The organism is Terrabacter sp. 01T434, assembly GCF_056398545.1.
The window spans coordinates 112,749-137,677 of sequence record NZ_JBFTPP010000009.1 but is presented as its reverse complement, the minus strand read 5'-3'; the positions used below and the strand labels follow the sequence as shown (position 1 = coordinate 137,677).

The 24,929-nt window shown below is 71.3% G+C and carries 20 protein-coding genes; 14 read left to right on the top strand and 6 right to left on the bottom strand.

The annotated features are described in order from the left end of the window. Positions 1-11 precede the first annotated feature (11 nt). A complete protein-coding gene (gene rhaI, locus AC1DIW_RS18245; RefSeq protein ID WP_478109960.1) occupies positions 12-1,178 on the bottom strand; it encodes an L-rhamnose isomerase in 1,167 nt (388 codons plus the stop codon). 275 nt (positions 1,179-1,453) lie between these two features. Between rhaI and AC1DIW_RS18240 the strand changes: the two genes are divergently transcribed. The 6 genes from AC1DIW_RS18240 to AC1DIW_RS18215 all read left to right on the top strand — a co-directional run bounded on the left by AC1DIW_RS18240 (position 1,454) and on the right by AC1DIW_RS18215 (position 11,265). Continuing rightward, on the top strand, positions 1,454-2,752 hold the full coding sequence (locus AC1DIW_RS18240) for an ABC transporter substrate-binding protein (protein ID WP_478109958.1): 1,299 nt from the start codon (positions 1,454-1,456) through the stop codon (positions 2,750-2,752). After that, complete coding sequence (locus AC1DIW_RS18235; protein ID WP_478109956.1) at positions 2,746-3,702, top strand: carbohydrate ABC transporter permease; 957 nt, start codon at positions 2,746-2,748, stop codon at positions 3,700-3,702. The genes AC1DIW_RS18240 and AC1DIW_RS18235 overlap by 7 nt, the downstream gene beginning before the upstream one ends. Further along, positions 3,699-4,526 carry a carbohydrate ABC transporter permease gene (locus tag AC1DIW_RS18230; RefSeq protein WP_442277227.1) on the top strand — a complete coding sequence of 276 codons (828 nt, stop codon included), beginning with the start codon at positions 3,699-3,701 and terminating at the stop codon, positions 4,524-4,526. The genes AC1DIW_RS18235 and AC1DIW_RS18230 overlap by 4 nt, the downstream gene beginning before the upstream one ends. Positions 4,527-4,594: 68 nt before the next feature. Continuing rightward, positions 4,595-6,853, top strand: a complete 2,259-nt coding sequence (locus AC1DIW_RS18225) for a family 78 glycoside hydrolase catalytic domain (protein ID WP_478109954.1) — start codon at positions 4,595-4,597, stop codon at positions 6,851-6,853. A 10-nt stretch (positions 6,854-6,863) separates the two neighbouring features. Next, entirely contained in the window at positions 6,864-9,290 is a 2,427-nt protein-coding gene (locus AC1DIW_RS18220; RefSeq protein ID WP_478109952.1) for a beta-glucosidase, read from the top strand. A gap of 166 nt (positions 9,291-9,456) precedes the next feature. Then, a complete protein-coding gene (locus AC1DIW_RS18215; protein WP_478109951.1) occupies positions 9,457-11,265 on the top strand; it encodes a sensor histidine kinase in 1,809 nt (602 codons plus the stop codon). A gap of 25 nt (positions 11,266-11,290) precedes the next feature. On the opposite strand, the gene AC1DIW_RS18210 is transcribed toward AC1DIW_RS18215, so the two are convergent. From AC1DIW_RS18210 to AC1DIW_RS18200, 3 genes are all read right to left on the bottom strand, one after another. Then, positions 11,291-11,680, bottom strand: a complete 390-nt coding sequence (locus tag AC1DIW_RS18210; protein WP_442277223.1) for a hypothetical protein — start codon at positions 11,678-11,680, stop codon at positions 11,291-11,293. A 97-nt stretch (positions 11,681-11,777) separates the two neighbouring features. After that, positions 11,778-13,460 (bottom strand): CDP-alcohol phosphatidyltransferase, encoded by a 1,683-nt coding sequence (locus tag AC1DIW_RS18205; protein WP_478109950.1) that lies wholly within the window; start codon positions 13,458-13,460, stop codon positions 11,778-11,780. After that, positions 13,457-14,272 carry a CDP-alcohol phosphatidyltransferase family protein gene (locus AC1DIW_RS18200; RefSeq protein ID WP_478109948.1) on the bottom strand — a complete coding sequence of 272 codons (816 nt, stop codon included), beginning with the start codon at positions 14,270-14,272 and terminating at the stop codon, positions 13,457-13,459. The genes AC1DIW_RS18205 and AC1DIW_RS18200 overlap by 4 nt, the downstream gene beginning before the upstream one ends. 83 nt (positions 14,273-14,355) lie before the next feature. On the opposite strand from AC1DIW_RS18200, the gene AC1DIW_RS18195 reads away from it, so the two are divergent. The 8 genes from AC1DIW_RS18195 (at position 14,356) to AC1DIW_RS18160 (ending at position 22,263) form a co-directional block, all read left to right on the top strand. Further along, positions 14,356-15,348 carry a zinc-dependent alcohol dehydrogenase gene (locus AC1DIW_RS18195; RefSeq protein WP_478109947.1) on the top strand — a complete coding sequence of 331 codons (993 nt, stop codon included), beginning with the start codon at positions 14,356-14,358 and terminating at the stop codon, positions 15,346-15,348. A 12-nt stretch (positions 15,349-15,360) separates the two neighbouring features. Next, the gene (locus AC1DIW_RS18190) at positions 15,361-15,759 is read left to right on the top strand and encodes a 6-pyruvoyl trahydropterin synthase family protein (protein ID WP_478109946.1); all 399 of its coding nucleotides are present in this window, start codon (positions 15,361-15,363) and stop codon (positions 15,757-15,759) included. A 47-nt stretch (positions 15,760-15,806) separates the two neighbouring features. Further along, on the top strand, positions 15,807-16,835 hold the full coding sequence (locus tag AC1DIW_RS18185; protein WP_478109944.1) for a glycosyltransferase family 4 protein: 1,029 nt from the start codon (positions 15,807-15,809) through the stop codon (positions 16,833-16,835). A gap of 62 nt (positions 16,836-16,897) precedes the next feature. Further along, complete coding sequence (locus AC1DIW_RS18180) at positions 16,898-17,881, top strand: lysylphosphatidylglycerol synthase transmembrane domain-containing protein (protein WP_478109942.1); 984 nt, start codon at positions 16,898-16,900, stop codon at positions 17,879-17,881. Continuing rightward, a complete protein-coding gene (locus AC1DIW_RS18175; RefSeq protein WP_478109940.1) occupies positions 17,874-18,569 on the top strand; it encodes a RibD family protein in 696 nt (231 codons plus the stop codon). The genes AC1DIW_RS18180 and AC1DIW_RS18175 overlap by 8 nt, the downstream gene beginning before the upstream one ends. Beyond that, entirely contained in the window at positions 18,566-19,246 is a 681-nt protein-coding gene (locus AC1DIW_RS18170; RefSeq protein ID WP_478109938.1) for a GTP cyclohydrolase II, read from the top strand. Before AC1DIW_RS18175 ends, AC1DIW_RS18170 begins: the two co-directional genes overlap by 4 nt. Before the next feature lie 120 nt (positions 19,247-19,366). Next, positions 19,367-20,818, top strand: a complete 1,452-nt coding sequence (locus tag AC1DIW_RS18165; protein ID WP_478109936.1) for a TIGR00366 family protein — start codon at positions 19,367-19,369, stop codon at positions 20,816-20,818. Continuing rightward, entirely contained in the window at positions 20,815-22,263 is a 1,449-nt protein-coding gene (locus tag AC1DIW_RS18160) for an amidase (RefSeq protein ID WP_478109934.1), read from the top strand. The genes AC1DIW_RS18165 and AC1DIW_RS18160 overlap by 4 nt, the downstream gene beginning before the upstream one ends. Positions 22,264-22,346: 83 nt before the next feature. On the opposite strand, the gene AC1DIW_RS18155 is transcribed toward AC1DIW_RS18160, so the two are convergent. Both AC1DIW_RS18155 and AC1DIW_RS18150 read right to left on the bottom strand, forming a co-directional pair. Beyond that, complete coding sequence (locus AC1DIW_RS18155) at positions 22,347-23,204, bottom strand: 2-oxo acid dehydrogenase subunit E2 (protein ID WP_478109933.1); 858 nt, start codon at positions 23,202-23,204, stop codon at positions 22,347-22,349. Continuing rightward, on the bottom strand, positions 23,186-24,751 hold the full coding sequence (locus tag AC1DIW_RS18150) for a carboxylesterase/lipase family protein (protein WP_478109931.1): 1,566 nt from the start codon (positions 24,749-24,751) through the stop codon (positions 23,186-23,188). The genes AC1DIW_RS18155 and AC1DIW_RS18150 overlap by 19 nt, the downstream gene beginning before the upstream one ends. Between the last annotated feature and the right edge of the window lie 178 nt (positions 24,752-24,929).

Genomic DNA, 24,929 nt, shown 5'->3' with positions numbered 1-24,929 from the left:
GGGCGCGGCGGTCAGGCGCCCCAGCCGGCCTGGGTGCCCCCGACGCGCTCGGCGACGATCTGGTCCTGGTAGCCGCTGGCGGCATACGCCCTCATCGGGTCCGCGGGCAGGCCCCGGCCGGCGCGCCAGTCGGCGAGGTCGGCGCGGACGTCGGTGTAGAACGCGTCCATGAGGACGGCGTTGCCTGCGAGCACGTCACCCGCCCGCTCGGCCTCGGCGAGGGCCTGGCGGTCGACGAGCAGCGCCCGGGCCGTCATCTCCTGGACGTTGAGGACCGACCGGATCTGGCCCGGCACCTTGTCCTCGACGTTGTGGCACTGGTCGAGCATGAAGGCGATGTCGCTGCCCTCGCCGTAGCCGCCGCCGCGGATGACCTCGTGGAGGATGCGGAAGAGCTGGAACGGGTCGGCCGCCCCGACGATGAGGTCGTCGTCGGCGTAGAAGCGGGAGTTGAAGTCGAAGGCGCCGAGGCGCCCCAGGCGCAGCAGTTGCATGACGATGAACTCGATGTTCGTGCCCGGTGCGTGATGGCCGGTGTCGAGGCACACGACCGCACGGTCGCCCAGGGCGAGGCACTGCGCGTAGGACGTGCCCCAGTCCGGCACGTCCGTCGCGTAGAAGGCCGGCTCGAAGAACTTGTACTCGAGGACGAGCCGCTGCTCGCCCGTGAGCCGGGCGTAGACCTGGGCGAGGGAGTCGGCCAGGCGGTCCTGCCGGTCGCGCAGGTCGCCCTGGCCCGGGTAGTTCGTGCCGTCCGGGAGCCAGATCTTGAGGTCCCGGCTGCCGGTCGCGTCCATGACGTCGATGCACTCGATCTGGTGCGCGATCGCCTTGGCGCGGATGCGCTCGTCGACGTGCGTGAGGCTGCCGAACTTGTAGTCGTCGTCCTGGAACGTGTTCGAGTTGATCGTGCCGAGCCGGACGCCCAGGTCGTCGGCGAACCGCGCGAGCTTGTCGTAGTCGTCGACGCGGTCCCACGGGATGTGCAGGGCCACGCTCGGGGCGAGGCCCGTGAAGCGGTGGACGGTCGCGGCGTCGGCGAGCTTCTCCTCGATGGTGCGCGGGGTGCCCTGCGCGCCAAAGACCTTGAAGCGCGTGCCCGAGTTGCCGAAAGCCCAGGAAGGCAGCTCGATCGCCTGCTGGGCAAGCTGCCCCGCAATGTCACTGAATGTCGTCATTGGTCATCCCGTCATGGTGAATGGAGCCTCGGGCGCCATGTATGAAGCGTTTCAGAAGAATGCTTCCGAGTAAAGCGCAAAAGTCTCGCGACGGTCAACCCCCGCACTGCCCAGTTCGAGTTGAGTGATGGAATCTGCCGCACGAGTGCTGAAAGTTTCAGCGAATCCGTTGACACGGCCACAGGGGGACCCTACCGTGGAGCGACCGAATGAAGCGATTCAAAATCGGTGACATCCAATCGCGGTTCCGCGCCCCAACGCTGTGGAGGTACCCCATGAAGAGTTCCCGTTCCAGGCTGACGATCGCCATGGTCGCCGCCCTCTCCCTCGTCCCACTCGCGGCCTGCTCGAGCTCCGGATCCGGCGGCTCGTCCGACGGCAAGACGGAGATCACGCTGCTCACCGACAATGCGGACACGACGGTCAAGCCCGCGGCAGCCGTCATCGCGGCGTTCGAGAAGGCCAACCCGACCATCACGGTCAAGACCCAGACCCGGCCGGGTGGCTCCGACGGTGACAACCTCGTCAAGACCAAGCTCTCGACCGGCGACATGGCCGACGTCTTCTGGTACAACTCCGGCTCGCTGCTCCAGGCGCTGAGCCCGGAGAAGACCCTCGTCGACCTGACGAACGACCCAGCCCTGAAGGACACCGACCCCTCGTTCCTGCCGGCGGTCACCCAGAAGGGCAAGGTCTACGGCGCTCCGTGGGGCACGGCCATGGGCGGCGGCATCCTCTACAACAAGGACGTCTACTCCAAGCTCGGACTGTCGGTGCCCAAGACCTGGGCGGAGTTCGAGTCGAACAGCGACAAGATCAAGGCCGCGGGGATCACGCCGGTGCTGGGCACCCTCAAGGACACCTTCACCTCGCAGCTGTACGTCCTCGGGGACTTCCACAACGTCGCAGCCTCGAACCCCAAGTGGGCGGAGGAGTACACGGCGAACAAGGTGAAGTACGCGACCGACCCGGTCGCGGTCAAGGGCTTCGAGAAGGCGGCCGAACCCAAGGCGAAGGGCTGGCTCAACAGCAGCGCGGGCTCCTTGACCTTCGCCCAGGGGATCAAGCAACTGGCCCAGGGCAAGGCGGCGCAGTACCCCATGCTGACCTTCCCGGTCTCCTCGCTGTCTCCGGCCGACGCCGCCAAGATCGGTTTCTTCGGCATCCCCGGTGACGACGCCAGCACGAACGGCGCGACCATCTGGGAGCCGGGTGGCCAGTACATCCCCAAGTCGAGCAAGAACATCGAGGCCGCGAAGAAGTTCGTCGCCTTCGTGGCCTCGGTCCCGGGCACCGACGCCTTCTCCTCTGCACTCCCGCCGGCCGGTCCGTACCTCGTCAAGGGCTCCAAGCTGCCCGCCAACGCGCCCCCCGTCGCCGCAGACATGCAGGCCTACATCGACGCCAAGACCTCGACCCCGGCCCTGGAGTTCGTCTCCCCGGTCAAGGGCCCCTCGCTCGAGCAGATCATGGTCGCCGTCATGACCGGGCAGACGCCTCCCCAGGAAGGAGCGGCCCAGTACGACGCCGACGTGACGAAGCAGGCCAAGCAGCTGGGACTACCAGGATGGTGATCAGCTCGCGAGCTGACGAGGCTCGCGCGGCCGGCCCACACGGTGACGCCAAGGCCGGCCGGAAGGGTCAGCGGTCCACGGGCGTCCGCAGCCTCCGGGCGCAGACCTACCCTTACTGGTTCTACGCCCCCGCGGGCATCGTCTACGGCCTGATCTTCCTCGTCCCGACGGTCATCTCGTTCTACTTCGCCTTCACCCGTTGGACCCTGTTCGACTCGGAGTTCATCGGCCTCGACAACTTCCGCCAGTTCTTCTCCGAGCAGGCCCTGGTGAGCGGCCTGAAGAACACGCTCATCTATGCCGTCGTCACCAGCGGACTCAAGGTGGTGCTGGGGATGCTCCTCGCGGTGCTGCTCACCGGCCCGATCCGGTCGCGCGGCCTGATGCGCTCGGTCATCTTCTTCCCGGTGCTCGTCAGCACGGTCGCCGTCGGCATCACCTTCAGCGTTTTGCTCCAGCCCGACGTCGGTGTCGTCTCGGCCGTGCTGGCCAAGGTCGGCATCACCGCGCCGGACTGGCTGGGTGACCCGAGCACCGCGCTGCTCTCGGTCGCCCTCGTCGACGTCTGGAAGGGCGTCGGGCTCGCCACCCTCATCTACATTGCCGGCATCCTCGCGATCCCCAAGGACTACTACGAGGCCGTCGACGTCGACGGCGGCGGGGTCTGGACCAAGTTCCGCAACGTCACGGTTCCCCTCTCGCGCCCTGCGACGTTCACCGTCATCCTGCTCTCCCTCATCGGCGGCCTCCGGTCCTTCGACCTCATCTGGACCATGACCGGCGGCGGACCCGGCTTCAGCAGCGACGTCATCGCCTCGATCATCTACAAGACCTACCAGGCGGGGTTCTTCGGCCTCTCGACCGCCGGCAACGTCGTCCTCTTCATCCTCGTGACGCTGATCATCTATCCGCTGTCGCGCTACTTCAACTCGCGGGAGGTGGAGTCATGAGAGCCGTTCGACGCACCTCGCTCGAGGTCGTGGCACTCGTCGTCGCCGCGGTCGTGTTCATAGTCCCCTTCATCTTCATGTTCCTCACGGCCTCGAAGAACGAGTCGGAGTCCGCGGACCTGACCTTCTCGCTGCCGACCGAGTGGACGGTCCTCGACAACGTCAAGGAGGTGTTTGCCGCACGCGACAGCATCCTCGTCACGGCGTTCCGGAACAGCATCATCCTCACCGTGGCATCGGTGACGATCCTCGTGGTGCTGTGCGCCATGGTGGGCTACGTCATCCAGAGACGACCCGGCCGCGCCGCGAACATCGCGAACCTCCTGGTGCTCTCCGGCCTGATCATCCCCCCGGCGGTCGTCCCGACCATCTGGGTGCTCCAGCAGATGCACCTCTTCAAGACCCTGCCGGGCCTGATACTCGTCGAGGTGGCCTTCAACATGTCGTTCTGCGTGCTGCTCTTCCGCGCCTTCGTCGCGGCCATCCCGCGCGAGCTCGACGAGGCCGCCATGATCGACGGGTGCACGGGCCTGGGCTTGTTCTTCCGGGTGATCTTCCCCTTGCTCCGTCCGGTCACGATCACCGTGATTCTCACGTCGTCGGTCTTCATCTTCAACGACTTCGTCAACCCGCTGTACTTCCTGCCCGGTGACGAGAACGCCACCGTGCAACTGACGCTCTACAACTTCCTGAGCCAGTTCAGCACGCAGTACAACCTGCTCTTCATGAACATCGTGCTCGTGACGATCCCGCCACTCGTCCTCTTCATCTTCTTCAATCGCAAGATCGTCGCGGGCATGACCTCCGGCGCCGTCAAGGGCTGACACCGACTTGCACGACCCTGCCGGTCGCACGGCCGGCCGGACGTCGCACCATCCTCCGAAAGGGAACCATGACCCACGTCTGGACCGCAGACCTCATCGCACCCGACCAGGACTTCGCCGGAGCCCCGTTGCTGCGCAAAGAGTTCGACCTCGCCGCGGGGCACGGCGACGTGGTCGCTGCCACCCTCCACGTCACGGCGCACGGCGTCGTCGAACCGAGCATCAACGGCGCGGCCGTCAGCGACGAGGTCCTCACTCCCGGGTGGAGCAGCTACGAGTGGCGCCTGCGTTACCGCTCCTACGACGTCACCCCCCTCGTGGCCGAGGTCTCGGTGCTCGGGCTCGCGCTAGGCAACGGCTGGTTCCGCGGCCGGCTCGGGTGGAGCGGGAAGAGAGCCTTCTACGGTTCCGAGCTGGCCGGCCTGGTGGAGCTGCACGTGGAGTTCGCCGACGGCCACCGCCAGGTCGTGGGCACCGACACCACGTGGCAGGCGGGACCGTCCGCGACCACCGCGAACGACCTCTACGACGGCCAGACGATCGACGCCCGGCTCGCCTCCACCGCGTGGACGGCTCCGGGGGCGGACCTGACCGGGTGGGTGGGGGTGCACGTGGTGGAGCACGACGCCGCCCGGCTCGAGCCGTACGCCGGACCTCCCGTGCGCCGGCACGAGGTGCTGAAGCCGGTCAAGGTGTGGGCCTCGCCCGCGGGTGCCACGCTCGTCGACTTCGGTCAGAACCTCGTCGGCTGGCTGCGCTTCACCGTGCGGGGACCGGTCGGCACGGAGATCACCCTCCGGCACGCCGAGGTGCTCGAGCACGACGAGCTGGGCACCCGCCCGCTGCGTTCGGCGAAGGCGACGGACCGCTTCGTCCTCAGCGGGGGAGAGGACGTCTTCGAGCCCACCATGACCTTCCACGGCTTCCGCTACGCAGAGGTGACCGGCTGGCCCGGCGAGCTGACCCCCGACGCCATCGAGGCGGTCGTGGTGCACTCCGAGCTGCGGCGCACCGGCACCCTGGAGTGCTCCGACGAGCTGCTCAACCAGCTCCACCACAACGTCGTCTGGGGCCTCAAGGGCAACTTCCTCGACGTGCCCACCGACTGTCCGCAGCGCGACGAGCGGCTGGGTTGGACCGGTGACATCGCCGCCTTCGCCCCGAGCGCCGCCTACCTCTACGACGTGTCGGGCTTCCTGGACAACTGGCTGGCCGACGTCGACCTCGAGCAGCAGCATGCCGACGGTCTCGTGCCCTTCGTCGTGCCCGACGTCCTCAAGTACGTCGACGCGCCGTCGGACTTCCCGGCGCCCGAGAGCACGGCCATCTGGAGCGACGCGGCAGCGTGGGTGCCGTGGGCCCTCTGGGAGGCGTATGGCGACCGCGAGGCGCTCGCGCGTCACTATCCCGCCATGACGGCCCACGCCCGGCGCGTCGAGGGGCTGCTCTCCGACACGGACCTGTGGGATACCGGCTTCCAGTTCGGCGACTGGCTCGACCCGCAGGCTCCGCCGGACGACCCGATCAAGGCCAAGGCCGACAACGGGGTCGTGGCGACCGCCTGCTACTACCGCACCCTGCGTCAGGTGTCTGCGGCGGCCGAGGTGCTCGACAGGACGGATGACGCGAGCTACTTCTCCGCGCTCGCGGACCGGGTCCACTCCGCCTTCGGCAAGCACTACGTCACGGACGGGGGACGGATCACGAGCGACTGCGCGACCGTCTACGCCCTGGCCATCGAGTTCGGGCTGCTCGACGGCGCCGAGCGGCAGGGGGCGGGAGACCGGCTCGCCGAGCTGGCCCGGGCGAACGGCTACCGGGTCTCCACCGGCTTCGCCGGGACGCCTTTCGTCACCGGGGCGCTCTCGTCGACCGGACACCTGGACGACGCCTACCGACTGTTGCTCGAGCGGGAGTGTCCCTCGTGGCTCTACCCCGTGACGATGGGCGCGACCACGGTGTGGGAGCGCTGGGACTCGATGCTGCCCGACGGCACGATCAACCCCGGCGAGATGACGAGCTTCAACCACTACGCCCTCGGAGCGGTGGCCGACTGGATGCACCGGACCATCGGCGGCATCGCCCCGCTCGCGCCCGGTTACGCGCGTGTGCTCGTCGAGCCGCAACCGGGTGGCGGGCTCACGTGGGCCCGTGGGGGTCTCGACACGCTGCACGGCCGGATCGAGACGTCGTGGTCGATCGACGGGGACCGGTTCCAGCTCGACGTCACCATCCCCGACGGTGTGGCCGCGACGGTCCGGGTGCCTGGCGAGGACGCAGTCGAGGTCGGCGCCGGCACGCACCACTACGCGACGTCGCTGGCCTGAGGCAGATCCCATGACCGACGACGTCGACCTCGACGCCCGCATCGCACGCCTCGACCTCGAGAGCAAGGTCCGACTGCTGACCGGCGCGACCATGTTCACGCTCCACGACGAGGAGTCGATCGGACTCGGCTCCATGGCCTTCTCCGACGGGCCGACGGGGGTGCGCGGGCTGGAGTTCATCGGCGGAGACGAGGTGGCGCTGTTGCCCAACGCCACCCTCATCGCCTCCGCCTGGGACGAGGACCTGGCACACGAGGTGGGCCAGGTCCTCGCTGAAGAGGCCCAGCGCCAGCACATCCACGTCGTGCTCGGGCCGACCATCAACCTGCACCGATCGCCCCTCGGGGGCCGCCTCTTCGAGGCGTACTCGGAGGACCCACTCCTCACGGGACGGCTCGCGGCGGCATACGTGAACGGCCTGCAGGGCAACGGGATCGGCGCCTGTCTCAAGCACCTCGTGGCCAACGAGGCCGAGACGGAACGGCACACGGTCAACAGCGTCGTCGACGAGGCGACGTTGCGCGAGCTCTACCTGCTGCCGTTCGAGATCGCCGTCGAGGACGCGCATCCCTGGTCGATCATGGCGGCGTACAACGACGTCAACGGCGTGCCGGCCACCGAGCAGGATGCCGTCAACAACGACATCGTCAAGGGGGAGTGGGGCTGGGACGGCCTGCTCATGTCCGACTGGTTCGCCACGAGATCGGCAGGTCCGGCAGCCAACGGCGGACTCGACCTGGTCATGCCGGGACCCGAGGGGCCTTGGGGGAGAGCGCTCGTCGCCGCTGTCAAGAACGGTGAGGTGGCGGAGGCCGTCGTGGACGACCATCTCCGTCGGCTGCTGCGACTGGCCGACCGGGTCGGCGCGCTCGACGGGGCCGTCACCTGGCCGACGGGCCGCCCCGGCCCCGCTGACCCGACGCGCCGTGCGCAGCTCGAGCGCATCGCCGCGCGGGGCATGACGGTCGTGCGCAACGACGGAAGCCTCCCTCTGAACCCGGATGCCAGGGTGGCGCTCATCGGGCGGCACGCGACGCAGACCGTCGACATGGGCGGTGGTTCGGCCCAGGTGCGGCCCCCGCACCAGGTGAGCATCGCCGAAGGGCTGTCCGCGCGGCTCGACGGCGTCGTGGTCGTCGACGGGGTGGAGGTCCGCTCGCGTCCCGTGGCGGCGGACCTCGACGCCGTCAGCGACCCCCACGACGGTCGGGCCGGCATCCACTTCACCGCGACGGACTCTGACGGTGCCGTCCTGGCCGACCGGCACGTCGACGACACGACGGTCTCGTTCGGCGTCGACGACGGGCTGCCGGAGCTGCCTGCGGTCATCCGGCTCGAGGCGACGGTCGGGGGAAGCGGCCCTCGGTCGATCGGGGTCGTGGGCGTCGGTTCGTGGACGCTGCGGATCGACGGTGCCAGTCATGACGTCGAGCTCGGTCTCGCGAGCGGCGACGTCGCAGAGGCGCTCCTCACCCCGCCCGGCTGGACGACGGTCGTCGAGTCCGACAGCCCGGTCCGGCTGGTGGCCGAGCGCCGGTCCAGCGGGGTGTCGTTCGGCAGGCTCTCGGTCGTCGGGGGCCCGGCACCGCGCCCCGTGGCCGACGTCCTGCGCGACGCATCCGCTGCGGCATCGGCGGCCGACGTGGCGGTGGTCGTCGTGGGGCTGACCGACGAGCAGGAGACCGAAGCCGCTGACAAGGAGACGCTGGCTCTCCCGGGTCACCAGGACAAGCTCGTCTCGGCGGTCGCCGCGACCGCGCGCCGGACGGTCGTCGTCGTCAACGCGGCCACCCCGGTGCTCATGCCGTGGTTCGACGAGGTCGACGCCGTTCTCGTCGCCGGCATCCCGGGGCAGGAGGGCGGTCACGCCGTGGCCTCGGCCCTGCTCGGGGTCATCGAGCCGTCAGGTCGTCTCGTCACGTCCTTCCCCGCGGCAGACGGGGCTTCTCCCGCGTGGGACGTCGTCCCGGTGGACGGGGTGCTGAGGTATGCCGAGGGGTCCTTCATGGGGTACCGCGGCCATCACGCGGGGCGTGCTCCCGAGCCGGCGCTGTGGTTCGGTCACGGGCTCGGCTACGGCTCCTGGGACTACGCCGACGTCGCGGTGTCGACCGGCGCCGGGCCGGGCGACGGGCCGGGCTCCGACGGCGCGGTGGTCGTCACGGCGTCCGTCACGAACACCTCGGACCGTCCCTCCCGCGAGGTCGTCCAGGTCTACCTCGAGCCCGACGACGTGGAGCAGCCGGTGCGCCTCGTCGGCTGGTCCGGTGTCCACGTCGGTGCGGGGGCGACCGCCACCGTGTCGGTGGACTGTGACGCCCGGATGTGGCGTCGCTGGGACGCTGCGACGCGGGGGTGGGCCCACCTCGAGGGCGGTGTGACCCTTCTCGTCGCCCGGGGGCTCGGAGACGTGCGTGCCCGGCTCCCGCTGGGCTGAGTGGGGTGCGTGGCCTCCCTCGGAGGTCGCGCACCCCCCGCTCATCACTTCTGGTTGTGCCGGACTGACCCCACGAGGGGCGTATCGGACCTATCGTGATGATCAGGACTAATCCCCCTGCGACGGTGGTCGTGATCCAGGGGTAGGCGCAGGTGAGGGGACAGGGTTGCGCGACGGCGCGGTGCGGGAGGTGCTGGCTCTTCGGCGGCTCACCGAGCTAATGAACCGGGTCAGCGCCCAGGACGACCTCTCGATCGTCTTCGACATGGTCGTCGACGGCGCGGCCGACGTCGTCGGCTTCAAGGTGGCCGCGATCAGCCTCGTCACGCCCTCGGGTGACGTCGAGGTCGTGGCCGTCGCGGGTGACGACGACGCCCGCGCCGAGCTGCTCGGTCGGCGGACCCCGCGGGCCAGCCTCGAGGCGGAGTTCGCGGTGGCCGAGCGGTGGGGGAGCCTGCGCTTCGTCCCGGCGGGCAAGCTGCCCGACGGGTCCGCGGAGGGCTGGGTGTCGTCGGACTGGACCGCTCCGGCGCCTGTCGGCGCCCTCGATGCCTGGAACCCCGAGGACACCCTCATCGCCCCGTTCTTCGACGCGGTCGGCGAGCTGCTCGGCATCCTCTCCGTCGACCTCCCGCTCAGTGGCTGCCGCCCCGACCTGACGCAGCGGGCCGTCCTCGAGCTCTTCGCGAACCAGACCGGCATCGCCATCTCGGCGGCTCGACAGCGGCACGCCCTCTCGGAGCGCGTGCGTCTCGCCGAGGCGGTCCAGACGGTGGCCCGCATCGCCCAGGAGGACCTCGACCCTGCCCGGGTCGTCGACGTCGCCGCCGTCCCCATCTCGGCCGGTCTCGCGGCGGCGGGCCTGTGGTTGCGGGCGTTCGCCGGCGAGGACGATGACGAGCGCGAGAGCGTGTCGGCGCGCAGCGGCCGGCCGGTCCGCACGCCCGTCACGCTCGTCGCGATCGCACGGGAGATGGCGGCCAGCTGCTGGCGCGCCGGCGTCGTCGCCGTGGTCGGGACCGATCACGTGGAGCCCGTGTCGATGTGGGCCGGTGACGACGTGGCGCGGGTGCGCACCTTCCTGACCGATGCCGGGGCGCGCTCGCTGCTCCTGGCGCCGATGGGTTCGGGGTCGAGCTGTTTCGGCTACATCGCCTGCACGCGCGGACCGGGTGACCCGGACTGGACCGACGCCGAGGCGCAGGCCGCGCTCGAGATGGGCCGTGACCTCGGGCGGGCCATCCGCAACGCCCGGCTGTATGCCGTCGAGCGGCGGGTCGCCGTGGAGCTGCGCGAGGCGGACCGCAACAAGACGCAGCTCTTCTCGACCGTGTCGCACGAGCTGAAGAACCCGCTCGCCTCGATCGTCGGTCACGTCGAGCTGCTGCGCCACGAGCCCGACGGCAATCGCGACTGGTCGCTCGGAGTCATCGAACGCAACACCGAGCGCCTGCAGCGCCTGGTCGACGACCTGCTCACGCTCTCGCGGGTCAGCGACCCCGACCGGCCCATGCCCGAGGCCGACGTGGATCTCGGCGAGGTCTCGCGCGACGTCGTCGACATGTTCCGACCGCGCGCCGACACCCAGCGAATCCGTCTGACCTTCGACCTGCAGGACCGGCTGCCGCCCGTGCGGGGCAGCGCGGGTGACCTCGAGCGCGTCGTGCAGAACCTCGTGAGCAACGCGGTGAAGTTCACCCCCGCGGGCGGGAAGGTGGCGGTCTCGGTGGGACGTCGCCGCGACAGGGTCGTGCTCGAGTGCACGGACGACGGGTTCGGCATCTCGCACGAGGACCAGGCGCGACTCTTCACCGAGTTCTTCCGCGGCACCAACCCGGAGACGCTCCAGGTGCCCGGCACGGGCCTTGGTCTCAGCATCGCGCAGCGTGTCGCGGCTCGGCACGGCGGCAGGATCGACATCGACTCCGAGCCGGGCCGCGGGACGAGTGTCAGGCTCCTGCTCCCGGCTCACTGAGGCCGCGGCTCCGGCGATCGGGGTGTCAGGACGCGTGCGTCCGTGGGCGGCTCGCGAGCTGAGGGGTCACCGAGCGTCGACGCAGCAGGAGGACGCCGCCGACGACGATGCACACGACCTCGGAGATGGCGGCCGCCCAGACGGAACCGCCCGACCAGACGGTGTGCACCCCGAGCAGACCGACCGTCGAGGCGATGACGAAGGCCCCCAGGGTCGCGGCCCCGAAACCGGCGGTGAGGAAGGCCGGCACCCAGTGGTCCCACCGCAGCAGGAGGGTGGCGATGACGATGCCGGCGACGACGTTCACGAGGAACATCGGGCCCACGGTCTGGTGGCGCACCCCGTCGAACCACAGGTAGAGGTGCACTCCTGCGGAGACGAGCAACGCCGCCGCTCCCACGACTCGGAGTCTCATGACAACGCTCCTGTCTCCCGGGTCGCGCCGCGCCGCCCCAGCGACGTCGCGGTGTTGGACTCCCTTCCCCTGAAGACGACCCCGGCTGTCGAGGGGTTCAGCCGCCCGCGCTGCGGCTGTAGGCCGTGAGGAAGCGGTCCCGGAAACGGTCCATGGGCCACACGGGCGCACCGAGGCCTGGCCGCAGGCCGTTCTCCCAGCCCCACGCGGTGATGTGGTCGAACACGGCTGGGTCGCGGGCGATGATGCTGACGGGCACCTCGTGGCTGGCGTGGTCGCCGGAGACGATGCTGATGGGCTGGTGGTCCCCGAGCATCAGGACGACGAGGTTGTCGTCGTGGGTGGCGCGGAGGAACGACACGACGCTGTCGAGCGAGTACGCCACCGTCTGGCCGTATGCCGTCCGCACCCCAGCGGGGGTCCTCCACACGACGTCCCGGGACGTTGCCGTCCGCGCCTGGTCGAGGAAGAGCGAGCCGTCGCCGATCCCGGCCCAGTCGACGAGCTGGGGGTGTGGGGCCCACGGGGCGTGGCTCGTCACCAGGTCGATCTCGGCCATGAGGGGCTGGCGACGGCCGGTCGGTCGGGGGACGAGCTCGAGGCGGTCGAAGGCCGAGAGCGTGTACTGGTCGGGCACGGGGGCGTAGCCGAAGCTGGCACCGGCATAGCCGAGGGTGCGGGAGTCGTAGATCTTGTCGTAGCCGTAGAAGGCCTGTCCCTCGGGCCAGTCCTGGTGGTTGGCCGGGACGACGTCGACCGTCCGCCAGCCGGCCCCGTGGAAGGCCCGCGCCAGGGTGAGGCGCCGGGCGTCCGTCGACGCCGTGGCCAGCAGCTGGTCGTAGCGCAGCTGGCTGTTCACCCACAGGCCGGACTGCAGGCTCGAGTGGGCGAGCCAGCTGATCCCGCCGAACGTGGGGGAGGTGAGCCAGGCACTGCGCGAGGAGTAGCCGGAGTCGCCCAGCCCGGTCGTGCCTGCTTGCAGGGCTCTCGCGACCTCGGGGCTCTGGTCGACGGCGACCCGACCGTAGCTCTCGACGAAGACGACGAGCACGTCCTTGCCCCGCAGGGCTGTCAGCAGGTCCGCTGGCGGGGTGGCGTGGAACGGGTCGGCACGGATCGCGTCGGCGAAGACGGCCCGGTCGTGCAGCCCGTCCCGGACCGAGGTGACCTCCTGCGTGGCTACCGCCACCGCGGACGAGGACGCCACCGGCAGGTCTGCGGACAGTCGCACCCCGAAGGAGGCGCACAGCACCCAGACGCCGGTGCCGGCCGCCACCGTGCGCAGCGCGCCCGCACGGTGCCGTCGAACGAGTCGCCCGAGCCGTCCGACGGCCAGGGGTGTGAGCACGAGCAGGCCCAGGAGGAGCCCCACGGCCCCGACCACGGCCATGACCGCCGTCGTCGCGCCGGCCGAGGACCCGACCAGGTCCTTGGCGGACCCCGCGTAGTGCCAGTCGACGAGTGGGTTGAACGGGCGGCGCAGCACCGCAAGGAAGGTGGCGTCGAGGATCCTGACGACGAGGAGCAGCCCGAGGACCACCCCGACGACGACGGCGAACCACCGTGCGGCTGCACCGCGCAGCGCGAGGAGGGCGGCGACGAGGACGATGCCCTCGGCGGGCACGCGGACCAGCGTGAGCGGCGTCAGGGACCAGCCGAGGACCGGCCCCGGCGCGACGAGGGCGACCCACACGAGCAGGGCGGCGGCGACCGTGAGTGCTGCCCCCAGGGTGGCCCGGACGATCGCGCGCCAGGACGCGCCGCCTCTCGGCGCGGTCACGACAGCCCGCTGGCAGCGACGATCTCGGCGCCGTCGGCGGCCTTGCGCGGCGAGGCCGGCCAGGTCGTCATGCGTTCATCGGCCGGCATCGCCCGCAGGGGCTGGTGACGCCTCGCCACGACCTCGGTGCCGAACGAGGCCACGAGCAGGGCGAGACCCGCACCGACGGCCAGCGTGGCGACGGGTGCGGGCAGCACGTCCGCAACGGCCACCGTGAGGGCGATGCCCTGGTAGGCCGCGACGACCTTGCGCCACCGTCGCGGCGGGAGCTGGGCCCGCCGCCACGGCGTCGAGCGGCCGGCGACGGTGGCGAGCAGGAGGACGTAGCGAGCGACCCCGATGCCGAGCACCCACCAGCCCAACAGCGGTGCGACCTGCACGCTGAGCACGAGGATGAGGAAGGCGTCGATCTCCATGTCGAAGCGTGCCCCCAACGGGTGCACGGTCCCGGTTCGTCGCGCGACCCGACCGTCCACGGCGTCGAGGGCGAGGGCGACCGACGCCAGGACGACGAGCACGGCCGTCGGAGCCGGGTGGCCCGTGCTGTCGACGGCGGTCCGGGCGACGAGGGCTGCGACCCCACAGGCGAGCACCGCCCGCGCGAGGGTGACGCGGTCGGCCGGCGAGAGGTGACGTCGCGAGGCGCGCAGGAGCGCGGCGGTGAGCAGCAGGACCACGGTGGCCGCGCAGGCGAGGCCGGTGACCCAGCCGGCGACCCCGAGACCGCCACCTGCAGTCAGCTCCAGTGCGGTGAGCAGCACTGGCACACCGAAGAGCCCGACGAGCGGGCCGGAAGGGATGACCTGATGCACCGCGGTCCACCTCACCGAGAAGGGGTTTGACCCAAGGACGTCGTCGACGCCGCGGGAGTTCACGGGCGATCTAGTCTGGTCGCGTGTCCACCGATGCACGGGCGTTCTGGGTGGTCGAGCCCGGCAGGGGCGAGATCCGGCCGGCTGTCGTGCCCACGCCCCGTGCGGGCGAGGTGCTCGTGCGTGCTCTGCACTCGGGGGTGAGCCGCGGCACCGAGACGATCGTCTTCCGCGGCGCCGTGCCCGAGGACCAGTACAGCGTCATGCGCGCCCCGCACCAGGAGGGTGACTTCCCCGCCCCGGTGAAGTACGGCTACCTCGGGGTCGGCGTCGTCGATGAGGGGCCGTCGGAGCTCGTGGGACGGACGGTCTTCTGCCTGCACCCGCACCAGACGGCATACGTCGTCCCCGTCGAGTCGGTGGTCGTCGTCCCCGACGAGGTGCCGGCGAGACGGGCCGTGCTCGCGGGCACGGTCGAGACGGCCGTCAACGCGCTCTGGGACGCGGCGCCACGGGTCGGTGACCGGGTCGCCGTCGTGGGTGCGGGGATGGTGGGGTGCTGCGTCGCCCGCCTCCTCGCCGGGATCCCCGGATCCCGGGTGACGCTCGTCGACGTGGACCCGGCCCGAGCCGACGTGGCCGCCCGGCTCGGCGTCGGCTTCGCGCGGCCGGACGCCCTCGCGGCCTCCCGAGGCGACGTCGACCTCGCCGTCCACACGAGCGCCACGGGAGCCGGCCTGCAGCTCTCGCTCGACCTGCTCGCTCCGGAGGCGACGGTGCTCGACCTCAGCTGGTACGGCGACGCGAAGGTCGAGCTGTCGCTCGGTGGGTCGTTCCACTCGTCGCGACTGCGCATCCGGGCGAGCCAGGTGGGTTCCGTTGCAGCAGCGCGGCGTTCGCGCTACACGTATGCGCAGCGGCTGGCGCTCGCGGTCGACCTGCTGCGCGACCCGGCCTTCGACGCACTGCTCACCGGGGACTCCCCGTTCGAGGACCTGCCCGACGTCATGCCCCGTCTCGCGGACGGCTCCCTGCCGGCCATCTGCCACACCATCACCTACCGATCCACCCACTGAAGCGGGGAGCCGATGTTCAGCGTGACCGTCCGGGACCACATGATGATCGCCCACAGCTTCCGGGGGGAGGTCTTCGGACCCGCCCAGCGGCTGCACGGCGCCACGTTCGTCGTCGACGTGACCTTCCGGGGTCCGGAGCTCGACGAGGACGACATCCTCGTCGACATCGGACTGGCCACGCAGCACGTCCACGAGGTCGTCGGGGCCCTCAGCTACCGCAACCTCGACGACGAGCCGGCCTTCGAAGGAATCAACACCTCGACGGAGGTGCTGGCGCGCACCGTCGCCGACCGGGTCGCCGAGCGCGTGCGGGCCGGCGATCTCGGCGGCGCCCGCGACCGGGTGACCGCGCTGGTCGTCACCCTCCACGAGTCGCACGTGGCGTGGGCGAGCTACGAGTGCGACCTCTGAGCGAGGTCCACGCCGTCGTGCCCGCAGGGATCGACGACGCCGCCCGCGTGAGCGGGGGGAACGTGTATGACCGACGCGTCCTCGACGGGCTCCGTGCGACCGGGTGGGTCGTCGCCGAGCACGCCGTGGCCGGCTCGTGGCCACGTCCCGATGGCGCCGCGCTCGCGCGTCTGGCCGCCGTCGTCGCCACCGTGCCCCCGCGCGGCCTGCTTCTCCTGGACGGCCTCGTGGCGTCCTGTGCCGACAGCGTCCTCGTGCCGGCAGCGGCGGCCGGGTTGCGTGTCGTCGTCCTCGTCCATCTGCCGATCGGGCTGGCCGATCCCCTTGCGGCAGAGGGCGAGCGGCGCGTCCTCACGGCGGCATCGGCCGTCGTCACGACGAGCGACTGGGCCCGCGACGTGCTGCTCGACGCCTACGCCCTCGCTCCGGACGGAGTGCACGTGGCGAGACCGGGGGTCGACCGTGCACCGTCGTCGGTGGGCACCGCCGACGGGACTCGGCTGCTGTGTGTCGCCGCGGTCACCGCGCTGAAGGGGCACGCCGACCTGGTCGCGGCGCTCGCGCTCGTGGCCGACCTGCCGTGGTCGTGCGTCGTGGCCGGTGCGCTGGACCGGGACCCCGCCGTCGTCGCCGCGCTCCGGGGCCGGCTCTCGCAGGAGGGGCTCACCGATCGCGTGCACCTCGTCGGCGCCCTGCACGGCACCGACCTCGAGGGGGCGTATGCCGCCGCCGACCTCCTCGTGCTGCCCTCCCACGTCGAGACGTACGGGATGGTCGTGACAGAGGCGCTCGCGCATGGTCTGCCGGTGGTCGCGACCGCCGTCGGGGGTCTGCTCGAGGCCCTGGGTGAGGTACCGGGCGAGGTTCTGGATGGGAGCGACGACGGGCGGCCGGGCCTGCTCGTGCCGCCCGGTCGTCCCGACGAGCTCGCCGACGCCCTCCGGTCCTGGCTGACGGACGGGGACCTGCGTGAGCGGCTGCGGCGGCGGGCGCTGCATCGACGTCTCCAGCTGTCTCCGTGGTCACGGACCGTGGAGGATGTCTCGGCCGTCCTCAGTGGCGCGGGAGACCTCTGAACCCGATCGGTGCGACCGGCGTCGTCACCATCAAGGGTGTTGCCGCAGAAGGGGCGGAGGAGATGCAGCGCGACCGGTCGTGGCTCGGCCCCCTCGCGGGGCTCGTGATCGTCGCCCTTCTCGTCCGGCGCCTCGGCGCCGGCGCCTTCGTCGATGCCCTGCGCCATCTCGACGCCTGGTCGGTCGCCGCTGGAGCTGCCATCGCCGTGCTGACCACCGTGTGCGGCGCGTGGCGCTGGGTCCTCGTCGCCCGGGGGCTCGGGGCGCAGCTGTCCCTGCGCTCGGCCGTCGCCGAGTCCTACCGGTCGCAGTTCCTCAACGTGACCCTCCCCGGTGGGATGCTGGGTGACGTGCATCGAGGAGTGCGGCACGGTCGCGGCGGCGGAGACCTCGGGCTCGGGCTGCGCTCGGTCGTGTGGGAGCGCTCCGCGGGTCAGGTGGTCCTCGCCGTCCTGACCGCGGGTGTCCTGCTCCTGGCACCAGGACCCGTGTCGGCCCTCTTCCCACCCGGATCGCCCGCCGCGACAGCCCTGGCCGGGCTGGCCGTCGTCGCGGGGGTGCTCGTCGCGGCCCTGACCGTCGTCGCGGTCCACGGGCGCCGGCACGGTTCGGCCAACGGCGTCGCACGCGTGGTGCGCGCGGCGGGAGCGGACGTGCGCGCCGGGCTGCTGGGACGGCATACGTGGCCGGGCGTCCTGGCGGGCTCCGCTGTCGTCGTGGCCGGCCACGCGGCGACTTTCATCGTGGCGGCCCGCGCCGCTGGGGTCACCGCACCCGTGACCCAGCTGCTGCCGCTGGCGCTCATCGTGCTCGTCGCGATGGGACTGCCCCTCAACGTCGCCGGATGGGGGCCCCGCGAGGGAGCTGCGGCCTGGGCCTTCGGGGCCGCCGGCCTCGGTGCCGCAGGGGGCGTCGGCACCGCCGTGGCCTACGGGGTCATGGTCCTCGTCGCGAGCCTGCCGGGCGCGGCGGTGCTCGCCGTCGCACGTCGCGAGCGACGGCGGGCAGGCCGCGCGACTTCGGCGGACGGGGCCGCCCGTGGCTGACCGTCCCTACACCCTGCTCAGCTGCAGCATGTCGATCGACGGCTACCTCAGCGCCGGGACCGCGACCCGGCTGCTGCTCTCCAACGAGGCCGACTTCGACCGGGTCGACGCGGAACGGGCCGCGAGCGACGCGATCCTCGTCGGCGCCGTGACGATCCGCCGGGACGACCCGCGACTGCTCGTCCGGTCGCCCGAGCGTCGGGTCGCTCGGGTGGCGCGAGGCCTCTCCCCGTCACCGGTGAAGGTGACGGTCACGCGCGAAGCCGACTTGGACTGTGCCGCAGCCTTTTTCGCGGCCGGCGACGCGGACAAGCTGGTCTACTGCCCGAGTGACGCGGTGCCCGGCGTGCGCGGTCGCCTCGGTGCGGTGGCCACCGTCGTCGACGCCGGCCGGCCACTGACGCTGCGCCGGGTCAGCGAGGACCTCGGTGAGCGCGGGGTGCGCCGGCTCATGGTCGAGGGTGGCGGATCCGTCCACACCCAGATGCTGACCGAGGACCTCGCCGACGAGCTGCAGCTCGTCGTCGCGCCCTTCTTCGTCGGGGACTCGGCGGCCTGCCGGTTCGTCGGCGACGGGCGCTACCCCTGGAACCCGGACCGGCGCGCGACGCTCGTCGAGACGCGCCAGATCGGGGACGTCGTGCTGCTGCGGTACGCCTTGTCCTCGCGTTTCCGGGAGGGCGCATGACCGCCGGGAGCTCGGGGACACCGGGGCCGGGGCTGGCCCCGGCGCGCATCCGCACCCACGTGCTCGTGCCGATGGCCTTCGCGGACGGCTTCGAGACGACGGCACGGGTCTACACCTTCGACGGGCTCGCCGACGGCCGTGAGCACCTGGCGCTCGGGCTCGGCACCTGCGCCGCCCCGCCGGACCCGGCAGGGCGTCGCGCCGGGCCGACGCCGACGCGCCTGCACAGCGAGTGCCTGACCGGCGACGTCTTCGGCAGCCGTCGCTGCGACTGTGGCGCCCAGCTGCGCGAGTCCCTCGAGCGACTCGACACCTCAGGGGGATTCCTGCTCTACCTCCGGCAGGAGGGGCGCGGCATCGGCCTCTATCCCAAGCTCGACGCATACGTGCTCCAGGACCACGGGCTCGACACCTACGAGGCGAACGTCGCCCTCGGCTACGGCGAGGACGAGCGGGACTACACGGTCGCCGCCCAGATGCTCGGGGCGCTCGGGATCAGCCGGGTCGCCCTGCACAGCAACAACCCCGACAAGGCCGAGCAGCTGCGGCGGCTCGGGGTCACGGTGGCCGACCGCGTGCCCACGGGCGTGCACCTGTCGGACTCCAACGCCCACTACCTCGCCACGAAGGTGCAGCGCGGCGCGCACACCCTCGACCTGTCCGCCGACGGCCCGTAGGCCTCGGACGGTTGACAGGACATTCCGGGCGCTTCAGACTGCCCAATGGCTCGGTGGCCTTGTGGCCTAGCCAATTATTCGCCGCCCTCCACGCGGCCGGGTCAACGCAGAGAGGCTCCCATGTCGCACAACTCCGAGCTCGTCCTGGAACAGGACCAGAGGGTGAGCCCCGGTCGTCCCGGACCGTTGCACCGCTTCACCGACCTGTCCGTCCGGTACGTCGAGAAGTGGATGCCCGACCCCTACCTCTTCGCCGTCATCCTGACCGTCGTCGTCGTGGCCCTGATCTTCGCCTTCGTGCCGGGCGCGAGCCTCGGGGGCGTCGTCGACGGCTGGTACAAGGGTGTCTGGGGCGAGGGCAACATCTTCACCTTCGCCATGCAGATGATCCTCATCCTCGTCGGCGGCTACACGCTGGCCGAGGCTCCGCTCGTCAAGCGCGGCCTGCAGTGGCTGGCCAGCAAGCCGAGGAACCAGGCCCAGGGCGGCCTGCTCTGCTTCGGCGTCGCTGCCCTCGCCTGCGTCGTCAACTGGGGCCTCGGACTCGTCGTCGGTGCCCTGCTCGCGCGCCAGGTGTTCGCGCGGCTCCGGACCGTCAACTTCGCCTACCTCGTCGCGGCGGGCTACATGGGCTACATGGTGTGGACCTCCGGTCTGTCCAGCTCCATCGCCCTGGCCAACACCGACAAGACGAGCAAGCTCAACATCATCTGGACGCAGACGCACCAGCTGGTGCCGCTCAGCGACACGATCTTCCGGCCCTACAGCTTCGTGCCGATGCTCGTGCTGGTCGCTGTGATCGGCCTGCTCGTGCACCGCATGTCGCCGCTGCAGCAAGAGACGACCGAGCAGGCGGACGTGGACCGTGACGCGCTGCTGGCGCTCGACCAGGCCCCAGAGACCCGCCCGGCCGGGCCCCAGACCTTCGCCGAGCGCCTCGAGAACCTCTGGGTCCTCAACGTCCTCCTCTTCGTGGCCGGCCTGGCCTACTTCGTGCGGAGCGGCTTCGCGCTCAACATCGGCTCGATGGTCATGCTCTTCTTCATCCTCGGTGCGCTCTTCCACTGGACGCCCATGCGTTTCATCCGGGCGTTCACGGAGGCCGCCAAGACGGCAGGTCCGCTCCTGCTGCAGTACCCCCTCTACGGCGGCATCATCGGGCTGCTCGGCTACGCCCCGCACTCCGGCGTCCACCCGCTCCAGACGGTCATCGCCTCGGCCATCGTGTCCCACGCGACGTACTACACGCTGCCGCTGCTGAACTACATCGCCTCGGTCGTCATCTCGCTCTTCGTCCCGTCCGGCGGCGGCCACTGGGGCGTCCAGGGCCCCGTCGCCGTCAGTGCGGCCGTCCAGCTGGGCCAGGCGTCCCCGGCCTACCTCGGCAAGATCTCGATGTCGGTGGCCAACGGCGAGGCGGTCGCCAACATGATCCAGCCGTTCTGGCTGCTGCCGGTCCTCGCGATCGCCAAGCTCAACATCCGCCGGGTCATGGGCTTCACCGTGGTCGCCTTCGTCGTCGGGTTCGTCGTCCTCGGCATCGGCAGCCTTCTCATGCCGCTCCTGCCATGAGCGAGCAGGCTCGTCTCGTCGAGCACTCGGCACTCGAGCTCTCGGGCCTCATCCACCGGCGCGACGTGTCGTGCGTCGAGGTGATGTCCGCCCACCTGGCGCAGATCGAGCGGTACAACCCGGTGCTGGGTGCCATCGTCGCGCTCCGCGACGGGGACGAGCTGCTGGCCGAGGCGCGCCAGCGCGATGACGAGCTGGCGGCGGGTCGCAGTCGCGGCTGGATGCACGGCTTCCCGCACGCCGTCAAGGACCTGGCGGCGGCCAGGGGCTTGCCGCACGCGTCGGGATCACGGATATTCGCGGACCGAGTCGCCGAGGCCGACGACGTGGTCGTCGCCCGCATCCGTGCAGCCGGCGCGATCATCATCGGCAAGACCAACACCCCCGAGTTCGGCCTCGGCTCCCAGACGTACAACGAGGTGTGGGGCACGACCGCGAACCCCTACGACCCCTCCCGCACGGCGGGCGGCAGCAGCGGCGGCGGGGCCGCCGCGCTGGCCGCCCGGATGGTGCCGGTCGCGGACGGGTCCGACAACATGGGTTCGCTGCGCAACCCGCCCGCCTTCAACCACGTCGTCGGGCTCCGTCCCTCGTGGGGCCGGGTCCCGGAGCCGGGCTTCATTCCCTACGGCAGCGTCAACGGTCCCATGGCACGCACCGTGGCCGACGTCGCGCAGCTGCTGTCGACGATGGCCGGACCCGACGCCGGCGCGCCGCTCTGCATCGACGAGGACCCGGCGTCCTTGTCGGCCGACCTCGTCCGGGACTGGTCCGGCGCGCGGATCGCGTGGGTCGGGGACTGGGACGGCTACCTCCCCACGGAGCCCGGGGTGCTCGAGCTGTGCGAGTCGGCTCTCGCCACGTTCGAGAGGTTCGGCTGCGAGGTCGAGCCGGTGCTGCCGGCATACGCCCCGCAGGACATCTGGGAGTCCTACCTCGCGTGGCGCTCGTGGGGAAACCTGCGCTACGCGGACCTCTACGAGGACCCGGCCACGCGGGCGCTGATGAAGCCCGAGCTGGTCTGGGAGATCGAGTACGGCCTCCGCCTCACCGCCCTCGACCTGACGCGGGCGGCCGCCGCTCGAGACGCCTGGTATGCCGCTCTGGCAGGGATGTTCGAGCGTTACGACTTCGTCGTGGCGCCGAGCGCGCAGGTGTTCCCGTTCGACAAGGCGGTGCACTGGCCGCGGGAGATCGCTGGTCGCCCCATGGACACCTACCACCGGTGGATGGAGACCGTCGTCCCGTGGACGATGTCCGGGCACCCGGTGGCGGCGGTCCCCGCCGGCTTCGACAGGCGCGGGCTGCCGACCGGGATCCAGCTCATCGGCAGGCGCCATGACGACCACGGCGTCCTCCAGCTCGCCCACGCGTACGAGACGGCGAGCCCCGTCGTGGACGGCACCCTGCCGCCGCTGTTGACGGGCGAGCCGGGCGGGCACTGAGCCCGGCGCGCGGCAGTCCGCGGGCCGGGCGTGTCCCGGCCCGCGGGTTTCTCGGCTCCGCGGACCGGGGGGTCGGCGCTGGGTCACTGGTCGTGGCCCTGCGCCTCCGTGACGGGATGCTCGTGAGCAGCCCCTCGTCCGTGGTCGGTGGCGTGCTGTCCGTCCACGTCGTCGAGGACCGCGGCCGTCTCGATGAGGGTGCGGAGCGTGTCCGTGAAGCGAGCGGCGGGCGCGCCGTCGATGACGGCGTGGTCGAAGCTCAGCGTGAGCGGCAGCATCGCCCGGGCCACGATCTGGCCGTGGTGGACGGCGGGCCGCTCGGCGACGTGGCCCACGGTGACGATCAGTGTCAGCGGCGCGACGGGGATGGCCCAGCCCCAGCCGTGCGTGAACATGCCGACCGACGTCACGCCGACGGCGGGGCCGAACGTCGCCGCGATGCTCGGCCGGGTGGCCACGAGGCGGATGGCCGTGCGTCTCAGCGGCCCCGGGAGTCGCACCAGCGCCGCGGTCATCCCGTTCTGACGGTGTGCCGGCGCCGGTCCGAACTTGGCGTGGTGGAGCTCGGCCGTGATCTCGGCACACGACCGCTCGTCGGCTGCCTCGATCTCGGCGATGTCGAGGACGACGTGGGCGCCCACCGGCCGTTCCACGGTGGCGCCGACGTCGACCCGGTCGAAGAAGAGGAGCTGGTTGCCGGCCTTGCGGGCGTTGACCTCGGGGTGCTCGGCGACCGCCCTCGCCACCGTGGCGAGCACGAACCCCGTCCACGACACCGTGGGCTGCACGTGACGGATCCGCTCGGCCGCCGTGGTCACGTCGAGCTCGACCAGGGCGTGCACCTGGAACCGGCGGCTGGCGCCGGTCAACCTGTCCAGGACCGGTTGGCGCTCCTTGGGGATCGGATGGAGCACGTAGCCGGTCAGCGGACGCCGTGCCACAGCTCGCGCTCCCACGAACGTGGGTCGTCCACGACCTCGGACGTGGTGTCGAACCGCATGGTGGCTCGCTTCCCGAGGTCGTATGCCGTCCAGCCGGGGTCCCCGGTCGAGGCGAAGGAGACCCACGCGGCGTGCATGGTGTCGGCCAGGGTCTGCGGCGGGTGCTCGCCGAGCAGGGGACCGAACAGCGGCGCGTCCGGGCTCAGGGTGTCGAAGACGAACGGCACCTCCACGGCGTGGACTGCGCCGAGTCCCGGTGCGGGCCAGGCGAACTCGTACATGTACGTCTGGCCGGCGGTGGCCGCGGCTGCGGTCGCGGCGGCGTGCGCATCCGCCAGGGCGATGGCAGGGATCCTCATCCACCAGTCGGTCTGCACGACGGTCAGCACGTCACCGGGTGCGGCGCCTGGGTGCCTGGCCCGGTAGGCGGCCAGCGCGGTCTCCGGGGAGAGTCCGTAGGCGGCGAGCGACTGGTACCCGTACGAGGTGACCGGGCCCGTGAGCATCTCGTCGGTGATCCCTGCGATGGCGCCGCTGACGACGAGCCACAGCCGCCAGTCGTCCGTGTTGGTTCCGACGAGGACGTCGACGTCGCGGCTGGATCCCGCAGCGATGCGGTCGATGGGCAGCCCCGGCACGGTGTCCCCGTCGACCACGGGCTGCCACGGCATGGTGCTCGTGACGACCTCCCAGCCCCAGCGGTCGGGGTCCGGGTCGGCGAGCAGGTCCGCCTTGAGGGCGGCCTGGGCGGCGAGCAGGCGGGGGATCCCGGCGTCGGCGATCGCTGCACGGGTCGGTGCGACGCCGAGCTTCTCGGCCAGGCAGTGGCCGATGCGCAGTGCGTCGTCGGCCGGGGTCACGTGGTGGGCAGCCCCGCTCTGCAGGATCGCTCGTCGGAAGAGGCCTTGCGCGCGGGGCATGGCGAGCAGGGTGCCGATGCTCATCGCTCCGGCGGACTCACCGAAGACGGTGACGTTGTGGGGGTCGCCGCCGAAGGCAGCGATGTTGTCCCGGACCCACTCGAGGGCAGCGACCTGGTCGAGGAGACCGAGGTTTGCGATCCCGTCCCCGAGGTAGAGGAACCCCTCTGCGCCGGGCCGCCAGTTGATGACGACGCAGACCACTCCGTCCCGGGCGAACCGGCTGCCGTCGTAGGCCGCCGTGGAGCTGAGCTCGAACATGCCGCCCTGGATCCACACCATCACCGGCAGCCCGGCTGCGGTCGGGTGGGGCGCCCAGAGGTTGAGGTTCAGGCAGTCCTCCGAGGGTGCGGCGCGCCGGACGGCCTCGAACGCCGCCCCGACGTCCTCCCAGTCCTCCCCGGCCCCCGATGGTGGGCCGGTCGGTGTCGGGGGAGCGACCTGCGGTGGCTCGGCGCCCAGCGTCACGGCGTCACGGATGCCAGCCCAGGCTGGCGCCGGCTGCGGGGGAGCGAGGCGGTTCACGCCGAAGGGGGCCGCGGCATACGGCACGCCGAGGAAGGACGCCACCCCGTCGGCGACGAGCCCGCGCAGCTCTCCGCTGACCGTCTTGACCACCGCACCCATTCGTCCACGGTTCTGCCCACGGCGCACACTGACCAGAGTCGAAGGTCCCGGACCCCCGAGCGACGCAGCCGAAGCGCGACCGGAGACGGAGGCGCGTCGTCAGGCCAGCACGGTGCTCGCGGGGACCTTGGGCCCTAGGCCCGGTCGGTGGATGCTTCCTATCGTGGTTTCCGATGAA

Excerpts from the sequence above, each read along its gene's own strand:
- rhaI (WP_478109960.1), bottom strand. The coding sequence starts at position 1,178 with ATGACGACATTCAGTGACATTGCGGGGCAGCTTGCCCAGCAGGCGATC.
- AC1DIW_RS18240 (WP_478109958.1), top strand. The coding sequence starts at position 1,454 with ATGAAGAGTTCCCGTTCCAGGCTGACGATCGCCATGGTCGCCGCCCTC.
- AC1DIW_RS18235 (WP_478109956.1), top strand. The coding sequence starts at position 2,746 with ATGGTGATCAGCTCGCGAGCTGACGAGGCTCGCGCGGCCGGCCCACAC.
- AC1DIW_RS18230 (WP_442277227.1), top strand. The coding sequence starts at position 3,699 with ATGAGAGCCGTTCGACGCACCTCGCTCGAGGTCGTGGCACTCGTCGTC.
- AC1DIW_RS18225 (WP_478109954.1), top strand. The coding sequence starts at position 4,595 with ATGACCCACGTCTGGACCGCAGACCTCATCGCACCCGACCAGGACTTC.
- AC1DIW_RS18220 (WP_478109952.1), top strand. The coding sequence starts at position 6,864 with ATGACCGACGACGTCGACCTCGACGCCCGCATCGCACGCCTCGACCTC.
- AC1DIW_RS18210 (WP_442277223.1), bottom strand. The coding sequence starts at position 11,680 with ATGAGACTCCGAGTCGTGGGAGCGGCGGCGTTGCTCGTCTCCGCAGGA.
- AC1DIW_RS18190 (WP_478109946.1), top strand. The coding sequence starts at position 15,361 with ATGTTCAGCGTGACCGTCCGGGACCACATGATGATCGCCCACAGCTTC.
- AC1DIW_RS18180 (WP_478109942.1), top strand. The coding sequence starts at position 16,898 with ATGCAGCGCGACCGGTCGTGGCTCGGCCCCCTCGCGGGGCTCGTGATC.
- AC1DIW_RS18170 (WP_478109938.1), top strand. The coding sequence starts at position 18,566 with ATGACCGCCGGGAGCTCGGGGACACCGGGGCCGGGGCTGGCCCCGGCG.
- AC1DIW_RS18165 (WP_478109936.1), top strand. The coding sequence starts at position 19,367 with ATGTCGCACAACTCCGAGCTCGTCCTGGAACAGGACCAGAGGGTGAGC.
- AC1DIW_RS18160 (WP_478109934.1), top strand. The coding sequence starts at position 20,815 with ATGAGCGAGCAGGCTCGTCTCGTCGAGCACTCGGCACTCGAGCTCTCG.
- AC1DIW_RS18150 (WP_478109931.1), bottom strand. The coding sequence starts at position 24,751 with ATGGGTGCGGTGGTCAAGACGGTCAGCGGAGAGCTGCGCGGGCTCGTC.